At 41.4% G+C, this 9,281-nt stretch carries 8 protein-coding genes and 1 pseudogene; 7 read left to right on the top strand and 2 right to left on the bottom strand.

All coding sequences use genetic code 11. From position 1 onward, the window contains the following. The 3 genes from BUA59_RS16235 to BUA59_RS16225 all read left to right on the top strand — a co-directional run. A partial coding sequence (locus BUA59_RS16235; RefSeq protein ID WP_139248895.1) for a heavy metal translocating P-type ATPase occupies nucleotides 1-1,188 on the top strand: 1,188 nt, incomplete at its 5' end. A gap of 152 nt (nucleotides 1,189-1,340) precedes the next feature. After that, entirely contained in the window at nucleotides 1,341-1,655 is a 315-nt protein-coding gene (locus BUA59_RS16230) for a DUF411 domain-containing protein (protein ID WP_217653745.1), read from the top strand. A gap of 227 nt (nucleotides 1,656-1,882) precedes the next feature. Next, nucleotides 1,883-2,077: a hypothetical protein gene (locus BUA59_RS16225; RefSeq protein WP_072840722.1), complete on the top strand. Its 195-nt coding sequence runs from the start codon at nucleotides 1,883-1,885 to the stop codon at nucleotides 2,075-2,077. Nucleotides 2,078-2,187: 110 nt separating this feature from the next. Here BUA59_RS16225 and BUA59_RS16220 read toward each other — a convergent pair whose 3' ends face one another. Then, on the bottom strand, nucleotides 2,188-3,159 hold the full coding sequence (locus BUA59_RS16220; protein WP_072840721.1) for an IS5 family transposase: 972 nt from the start codon (nucleotides 3,157-3,159) through the stop codon (nucleotides 2,188-2,190). Between the two features lie 55 nt (nucleotides 3,160-3,214). After that, on the bottom strand, nucleotides 3,215-4,303 hold the full coding sequence (locus BUA59_RS16215) for a nickel/cobalt efflux protein RcnA (protein WP_072840720.1): 1,089 nt from the start codon (nucleotides 4,301-4,303) through the stop codon (nucleotides 3,215-3,217). A 135-nt stretch (nucleotides 4,304-4,438) separates the two neighbouring features. Here BUA59_RS16215 and rcnR point away from each other — a divergent pair, with 135 nt between their 5' ends. The 4 genes and pseudogenes from rcnR (at nucleotide 4,439) to BUA59_RS16190 (ending at nucleotide 9,252) form a co-directional block, all read left to right on the top strand. Next, on the top strand, nucleotides 4,439-4,711 hold the full coding sequence (gene rcnR, locus BUA59_RS16210; protein WP_072840719.1) for a Ni(II)/Co(II)-binding transcriptional repressor RcnR: 273 nt from the start codon (nucleotides 4,439-4,441) through the stop codon (nucleotides 4,709-4,711). Between the two features lie 644 nt (nucleotides 4,712-5,355). Further along, nucleotides 5,356-6,502, top strand: a pseudogene (locus tag BUA59_RS16200) (IS3 family transposase). 59 nt (nucleotides 6,503-6,561) lie between these two features. Beyond that, nucleotides 6,562-7,503: a recombinase RecA gene (gene recA, locus BUA59_RS16195; protein ID WP_281251023.1), complete on the top strand. Its 942-nt coding sequence runs from the start codon at nucleotides 6,562-6,564 to the stop codon at nucleotides 7,501-7,503. A 162-nt stretch (nucleotides 7,504-7,665) separates the two neighbouring features. After that, a complete protein-coding gene (locus BUA59_RS16190) occupies nucleotides 7,666-9,252 on the top strand; it encodes a coiled-coil domain-containing protein (RefSeq protein ID WP_072840717.1) in 1,587 nt (528 codons plus the stop codon). Nucleotides 9,253-9,281: the final 29 nt, after the last annotated feature.

Here is a 9,281-nt window from a genome sequence, read left to right as displayed (position 1 = left end):
TCTATCATTGCATTCGGAGTCTGGTCTATCGTCGGTCCAACGCCACCCATGGCCTTTGGTCTGATCGCAGCTGTGAGTGTGCTGATTATTGCTTGTCCCTGTGCCTTGGGTCTGGCGACTCCTATGTCGATCATGGTCGGTGTTGGTCGTGGCGCTCAGATCGGTGTCTTGATCCGAGATGCTGAAGCGTTGGAGCGGATGGAAAAAGTAGACACAGTGGTAGTGGATAAAACCGGGACCTTGACCGAAGGTAAGCCTCAGGTGACAAAACTGGTCTTGGCAAACGGTTTCAGCGATGAGGATTTGATGCGTTATTCCGGTAGTCTTGAAAAAGGCAGCGAGCATCCGTTAGCACATGCCATTTTAGATAAAGCTAAGACCATGAATCTAACTCTGCCAGACGTCATAGATTTCGACTCACCGAACGGCAAAGGCGTTACCGGTGAAGTCGATGGAAAAAGGGTTCTGCTTGGTAATCGACTGTTAATGCAGTCAGAAAATGTTAATACTTCAACTTTTGAGGAAGAAGCTAACCAACTTCGAGAAGACGGTGCCACAGTAATCTTTGCCGCGGTTGACGGGAAGGTTTGTGGTTTGCTGGCAATTGCAGACCCTGTCAAGGATACCTCCAAAGCGGCAATAATCGCTCTGCAGAAGGAAGGAATTCGGGTGGTGATGCTGACTGGAGATAACCTTACTTCCGCTGAAGCCGTAGCCCGCAAGCTCCACATTGATGAAGTGAAAGCAGAAGTGTTGCCGGAAGATAAAGGCAAGGTTATTCAACAACTTAAGAATGAGGGGCGTGTTGTTGTTATGGCTGGAGATGGTGTAAATGATGCGTTAGCCTTGGCAACTGCTGATGTAGGTATTGCGATGGGCACAGGAACCGACGTGGCCATAGAAAGTGCGGGCATTACTTTGTTGCGTGGCGATCTGATGGGCATAGTGGAAGCGCGACGATTATCCCGAGCAACCATGCATAATATTCGGCAGAACCTGTTCTTTGCATTCATTTATAACATGGCAGGAGTACCGATTGCTGCAGGAGTACTTTATCCGTTTACAGGTATTCTCTTATCGCCTATTTTTGCCGCTGCAGCTATGTCGTTGTCCTCGGTGAGTGTCATACTAAATGCTTTAAGGCTGCGGGCGGTAAAATTATCAGATAGCCAAATTAATAGTAAATAGCTAATTTTGAAAGAGGTGAATATATGAAGGTAATAAATAAAAGCATTGCAGCTTCAATCTTAACGTTAGTCAGTGCAAGCGTGTTTGCACAACCTATAATAGATCTCTACAAGTCTCCGACATGCGGTTGTTGTGTTAAATGGGGTGAGCTAATGAAGGCAGAGGAATATACCGTTAATTATCATCACATAGAAGACTGGTCCTCTTTAAAGAAAGATGCGGGTATGCCCATGCAACTACAATCGTGTCACACCGCTGTAATCGACAGTTACTTAATTGAAGGGCATGTGCCAGAACAAGATGTAGCGCGTTTAATACTAGAAAAGCCTGAAAATGTATCAGGCTTGGCTGTGCCTGGAATGCCAAGATATTCTCCTGGCATGGCAGCGAAAGGTCAGGGATACAGAGATTTTAATGTGGTTCAATTTAGCCAACAAGGCGTGATGACAGTTTATAAAAAATATTGATAAACGATTAATCCATCAAATACAACTGGTTAGTTAGCCAATTTAATAGGAGCTAACTAACCAGCTTTGTAAACGAGCACACAAGACCATTCAGGCTCTGGATGTCTCCAATTTTACTAGGTATTATTCAACTCGAAAATCCTCATGAAGTTTCTGTCAATGTATTATGTGTTGCTGTGGGATATGCGAATAAGCCCCTTTCATGAGATCATCCTGTTTTATTATCCATGTCACACCATCTCACCTTTGTCGGCAGCGAGTTCAATAACAAACGTCGTAAAACTCGTAAAGAAATTTTTCATGCACGCATGAATGAGTTGATGTCTTGGGATCAACTAGAAGCAATTATTGAGTCGTTTTATCCTAAGCTGGCAATGGAAGAAGACCTTATCTGCTATGGATACTACGAACAAGTCAGATAATTCTGGCCTGACTTGTTCCGCTAGACGGCAATTCGTCAACTGTACCAATTAGGCGCAGTTTTCCGCCATTACGCTGCTCTAAGCAGCTAAAAATCCGTTATTTAGACGGATTAACCCCGTGCAGATCGCATCATCTGATCTACTCGTAACAAATTTCCCAGCGCAAACAACACGGCGAGTTTATTGTCATTTTTAGACAGACCTTTGTAGACGACTTTGCGAAAACCAAACTGACATTTCAATATTCTAAACGGGTGCTTGACTTTCGCCCTGATACTCGCCTTTAAGTATTCCGTTCGGATCAGCTGCTTATTTATGCGAGGGTGCTTCTTCCAAGCGCGTATCTTGCTAGGCATCTCTGCGACTAACCAATCAATTTTCTTATCCTTGGTCTTTATGCGCTTTTCTACGCCACGGTAGCCAGAGTCCGCTGATACAAATGATTCATTACCATGAAGAAGTTCCGTCAACTGGTTTAAATCGTGATCATTGGCAGGCGTCGTGGTGAAGCTGTGCACTAACCCACGCTTTGCATCAACACCAATGTGAGCTTTCATGCCAAAGAACCACTGCTTCCCTTTTTGCGTTTGGTGCATTTCGGGATCGCGTGCATTAGATTTATTTTTGGTGGAACTTGCTGCCTCAATAATCGTCGCATCAACGATTGTCCCTTCTTTAAAGTAGGTGCCAGAATCAGACAGCCATTTGTTTACTTCTTTGAAGAGTTTACGACCCAGTTTGTGCTTCTCAAGCAGGTGACGGAAATTCATTATGGTCGTGTGGTCTGGAATCGCACCTTCTAATGATAAGCCAGCAAACAGCCGCATTGAGGTAATCTCGTAAAGGGCATCTTCCATCGCTGGATCACTCATGTTGTACCAGTTTTGCATAAAGTGAATGCGCAGCATGGTAGCGAGAGGATATGGACGCCGCCCATTGCCAGCTTTTGGGTAGAACGGTTCAATTTGAGCTTCAAGCTGTTTCCATGGAATCAGCTCATTCATCCGACCAAGGAAGAGCTCTTTGCGAGTCTTGCGGCGTTTGCTGGTAAATTCGGTATCGGCGAAGGAAAGCTGGTTCATAGTCGGCAGGAATCATGGTCAAATTAAGTTGGCAATATTGTCTCATGTTGCCGACTTATTCGTATGTTCCCAAGCTGTACCCGTGAATTCCCATGTAGAGGCCAACAACACAGATTAATACTCCTGAAAAATATGGTGCTCTACGTGCAAGATTGCTTAAACGGTTCCACTTGCGAGTTGCTTTCTTGACACCAACTGCAGCAATGATGCCAACAGATACGAGAGTTAGCGCCAAACCAATACTGAAAGATAAAACAAGTGTGGAACCAAGAACTAAGGTTTTCAATTGAAGGCAAATTAATAAGACGGTCACTGCTGCAGGACAGGGTATTAAGCCGCCTGTTAAACCGAATAATAGTATTTGGCCATTCGTTACCGTTTGGTTCATAAAACGTTTCTGTATATCTAAAGCATGTGCTCGCTCGTGAGCGTCTTGGTACTCTTTATCATTACTTTCTTCAGATAAGTGGCTATGTTCATGAAAATGAACATCAAAATCATGGACATGATGATCGTGCCCGATCATTAGATTAACGGATAATTGGTTCGTATCTTGAAAACTCAATGCTGATTCTAAGTAACCATCTCGCTCAATAAAATCATACTCAATAGGTATTTTGTTTTCTGCGTTTTTAAGTTGAACTCTAACTTCAGAGGCACTTAAAGTGTGACCACTCAATATTCTTAATTGGAATCGGTTGTTATGTTGAGTATCTTCCACGACAGATAGGCTAATATAGCCATGTCCTGTATCGACAATCTGTTTTGTCCAATTCTGAGAATGCGTGTGTAATTTTTGCCACGTTCTTTCTCCATTCCAGGTTTTCCAAATCATCCAAATACCAGTCGAAATAACGATGATTCCAGAAATAAGTAACATCCAGGGTTCTACCGCTTCCGCTGTAAATTGTTTACTGACATACATCCCACCTAAAGCGATAAGCCAAACAACAATAGTATGAGAAAACGCTGCGGCTAGCCCAAGCATAACCGCTTGTCTTGTCGAGCCTTTTATAGAAACAATAAAAGCAGCCATCATTGTCTTTGAGTGACCGGGTTCTAAGCCATGCAATGCGCCAAGAAGAATAGCGCTGGGAATGAATAGCCACCCATTGCCTTGCTGAAGTAGTGTTGTAAAGTCCATTGCTATCCACTCTATTTAATTGTGTTCGGATTGGAAATATACTGCCTCCCAGTATAAATTACTACCCCCTAGTATAATTTTGATGTTATATTTTCGTGTATAGTCAGTGTTACTTATTAAATGATGGACTTTTCCATGTCGCATACCACTCGAGATCAGAAAAAAATCATAGCTCGTGTCAGTAAGATACAAGGCCAGACTAATGGTCTTAAAAAAATGTTGGAAAATGAGCATGAGTGTCAAGATGTGTTACAACAAATTGCCGCTATTCGAGGTGCTGTCAATGGATTGATGCGTGAGGTTATTAAAGAGCACTTGATTGAACATGTTGTTCTTGAAGACGATCTTGCTAAAAGAGAGGCGGATTTAGAGGTAATACTGAAGATTTTAGATTCATATATTAAGTAGGTTTTAGTGCATTCTAATATGTATGTACAAATTCCTTTTTCAGTAAACAAAAGAATTTTTTACTCATTTGCCCCTTTTTATTTATTGGTTCGGGCTTCCCAATGTTTTCTAAGTTGTTGTTTGTGTACTTTTTTCATTAGTAGATTTATAAAAGTATTAGGGAAACGAGCGCTTGTCACACTGGTGTAGAAAGCGAAACGCATGAATGTGCTGGGAATGAGGTAATAAATAGGCGGTCAGTTTTTTTTGCGAAAGCCATCCCATGACAACCAACCACAGGTATAAGCTCGGATAGCAAAACTATACCTGATGAGTGCTGCTTCACCAGGCTGTTAGGTGCAATGTACTTTACATAATAGCAGGCCCTTAGAGCATCGATTGTGCGTGTGATAGTGAATCAGGTCCGTATGATTAGACATATAATAATGCACTGAAAAGATCAATTCGTGCTTTTTTTAAATTAAGCCGTTAGCTAAATTGTCACGTTGAGCCTGTCTTAAATTATCCTTGATATTCTTTTCTCGGCTGGATGAATGACGCTACATCTCACGCATTTTCTTGTGAAAATTTTTAAATTAAGTGGACTTCCCAGACTTTACTAGACACCTATTAACGTTAAAATCTAGTTAAATAAGAGGTGTATTATGAAGTCCAAACGTTACCCTGAAGAATTTAAAAGAGAAGCGGTTAAACAAGTGACAGAGCGTGGTTACTCTGTTGCTGAAGTGGCTCAACGGCTCGATACGACCACCCATAGTTTATACGCCTGGATCAAAAAGTATGGAGAGCCACAGCCTAAGCCTTCTGAAGACCTCGACTTAACCTCCGAGAACGCACGACTCAAGTCTGAACTGAGACGAATCACGGAGGAACGTGACATTCTAAAAAAGGCCGCAAGGTACTTTGCCAACAACCCAGAGTAAAGTACGCCTTTGTCCGTGATCATCAAAAAGAGCACTCCGTTTAGCTGATGTGTCACGTCTTTAAAATTCATCGAAGCGGTTATTACACTTGGTTAAAAAGCCTTTATCTGATCGGGCGGTTGAGGATTTACGGCTGCTAGAGCGTATAAAAGAATGCCACATTGCTAGCGGAGGAACCTATGGCAGTCCATGGATATATCGCGACCTCCGTGATGAAGGAGAATCCTGTAGCGTACACCGTGTTGCCAAGATCATGCGCAATAACAACATTAAGGCTCAGATTGGCTATAAACGTCGTTATATCCAAGGCGGTAAAGTAGACCAGATTGCGGACAACATATTGAAGCGCCAGTTTAACCCTGATGCACCCAATAAAGCGTGGGTAAGTGACATCACCTACGTTAGAACCCATGAAGGATTTTTGTACGTAGCGACAGTAATAGATTTATTTTCCCGACGTGTTGTCGGGTGGTCAATGGATAAAACGATGGATCGTCATCTGGTTATTAATGCTTTATTGATGGCGGTTTGGCAGCGTAAACCTAAGAATGAAGTATTAGTGCACAGCGATCAGGGGAGCCAATACGCGAGCTCTGATTACCTCGCCTTTATGAAGGCTCACAATTTGATTCCTTCCATGAGCCGTCGAGGAAATTGTCATGATAACGCCGTTGCAGAAAGCTTTTTTGCGACTTTCAAGAAGAGGGTGACAAAACGAAAGATCTACTCGACACGAGAAGAAGCGAAAGGTGAGATATTTAATTTTATTGAGATGTTCTACAATCCGATAAAACGACATTCGCATACAGGCGGCGTGTCACCTGCTAAGTTCGAAGAAAAGTATTTTTTAAAAGTTCCTACTGTCTAGCAAACTCTGGGAAGTCCACATCACCAAAATCAATATCATCAGACTGTCTATAAAGCAGTTTGGAGTCCACCTACTTAATAACGTGTACCATTATTGAGTATTTCTTCTATATAACCTTAATCTACGGACCAGAGTCTTCAGGTAAAACAACATTAACACTGAGTGTTATTGCAGAAGCTCAGAAGCAAGGTAAAACTTGTGCCTTTATTGATGCGGAACACGCTCTCGATCCTTCTTATGCAGAAAAGCTTGGTGTCAATATCGCTGACCTTTTGATCTCTCAGCCAGACACTGGTGAGCAAGCTCTTGAAATCGTTGACATGTTGGTACGTTCAAATAGCGTTGACGTTATTATCATCGACTCTGTGGCAGCCTTGGTTCCTAAGTCTGAAATTGAAGGCGAAATGGGTAGCTCTTCTGTTGGTGTTCAAGCGCGTTTGCTTTCGCAAGCAATGCGTAAATTGACTGGTTCTATTAAAAACGCCAATTGCCTTGTTATCTTTATCAACCAAATTCGTATGAAAATTGGTGTTATGTTCGGCTCTCCAGAAACGACTACTGGTGGTAACGCACTTAAGTTCTACTCTTCTGTCCGTTTGGATATTCGTCGCATCGGCTCAGTGAAGCAGGGCGATGAAGTGATTGGTAATGAAACTCGCGTTAAAGTAGTGAAAAACAAGATTGCACCACCATTTAAACAAGCTGAATTCCAAATCATGTACGGTGCTGGTATTTACCGTATGGGCGAAGTGATCGATCTAGGTGTAAAGCAAGGTTTTGTTGATAAGGCAGGTGCTTGGTACGCTTATAATGGTAATAAAATTGGTCAGGGCAAAGCCAATGCAGCTCAATTCTTAGCAGATAATCCTGAAATGGCGAAAGAAATTGAAGCCAAGATCCGTGAAGATTTATTACCTAAAAAGGGTAAGGCGGACGAAAAAACGAATGCTAAAGAAACAGACGTTGAAGCAGATGAAGAAGCAGAACAACTAGACTTCTAACTTTTTCTAGCAAAAATAACATCTCTAAAAAGCAGGTCTTGTACCTGCTTTTTTTGTTTTTGTGGTGAGTGCGTTAAAAAATGTATGTTTAATGGTTTCTTAAGACATATCCCTCTATGATTATTTCTTTAAAGACTTTGTATTAAATAGGACTGTCATAATATGTTGATTTGGCAATGGGGGCTTATTGTATCGAGTGCACTTTTGCTTGTGGTGTTCATATTTGTTTTGTTGAGATATTTTTCTCTAAAGAAAAATGTATCTAAGCCAGATGTTGCTGATGAAGTGGAATCTGTTGAATTGCATGCTGATAAGCAAGATGTGTCAGTAGAAGAAAAAAGACAGTGGTTAGCTTTGCTTGAACAGCAGCGAAACATATGTGCTCAACTTCTTACTGAGTTACCAAAGTCTGACTTTCAGGGACGGGCTGCTTTGTCATGTTGGGCAATTTTTTTAGATGTTGAAATACATATCATTGAGCATTCCGTGCCGAATCCGAAAGTGCTGGCGCTTCTAGATGGATTCAAAAGCCTCTTGGATAAAGTAGATCGTGCGCAAGAGATCGATGCACTTTTGAAATCGTTAAAAGTTAATCAGTCTTTGTTGCGAGAGTTAAATAAAGTCATTCAGAAAGCGGGTGAAAAAGTGTTCGCCCAAGTAAACATAACATCTGAATTAAATTTACAGTTTGAAAAGCTTCAAAAGAAATTAGAGAAAGAAACTGAACTTGATGAGTCACTTGCTTTGCTTCGATCTGAAATGGCAAGTATGTACGAGTTTTCTGAACGCTTAAAGTTGCATTTAGCCGAAGTCAAGGAAGAGGGCGATAACGCACTTTATGTAGATGCCTTGGAGGCATTCTTAAGTGAGGCAGATCAGTCTGATTTTTTGCATTCGGTTCGTTCAGAGTTAGATGATAAAGTTTCTGATCTCAAACAGTTAGCGGCTTACCAAAAAACAATCATTGCCGATTTAAAAGAACAAGTTCGTAAAGTGAAAGTAGACCATGAAGGCGATGGTAAGCACATTGGCGTCTACGATATTTCTATTGCCAGACTGGAAAAAACATTATTAGAAAGTAGTCGAGTGGTTAAGCGATTAGAGGGCAAACTTGAAAGTTTGCAGGCTATTAGATACAACCTGAATATTGACGTGATTAAGCGTGATGAGGCTTTAAAACGAAAAAAAGCACTACTTAAAAAACAAGATGAAGGTCTTACGCAGGGTATTGATATATATGGTGTGATAGATGAAGAGCGTAGCACCATGAAAAATATGGAAGACTTGCTTTATCAGGATTCATTTACCGAAGAGTCTGATGCTTTTGCCAATGAGCAAGCTTCAAAGTTGAGCTCTTTGCGTTTAATGGTAAATGAGTCTGAGCTGTATGTAGAAATGCTCGAGCGAGATTTAGACAAAGCGAGAGATTTACGTGAAAATCTTGAATATAAACTGCTTCATCCAGATGCTATTGATGAAACGGTAATGGGTGAAGGTGAAGATGATATTTTAGCCAGCCAAGATCAAGAAGAAGTTGAAAACCTTCGAGAAATTAATGAGGAATTAGAAGAAGAACGAAAGCGTTTAGAAGCAGAACTATTTGATGGACAAGACCAATCTGAAGAGTTCGAGAAATTGCAGAAAAAAATTAAGGAGTTAGACTCAAAGATAGAGTCAGTCCAAAAAAAATATGTTGAAATGGAGGAGCGCTATTTAGCCGCGCTCATGGCAAAAGAGGACAACTTATAAGTTATCCTCTGGGCTCTCTAGCTCTAGTC

The organism is Marinomonas polaris DSM 16579, assembly GCF_900129155.1.
In the GTDB taxonomy this organism is placed as follows: Bacteria; Pseudomonadota; Gammaproteobacteria; order Pseudomonadales; family Marinomonadaceae; genus Marinomonas; species Marinomonas polaris.
This window is presented reverse-complemented; position numbering and strand designations above follow the sequence as displayed.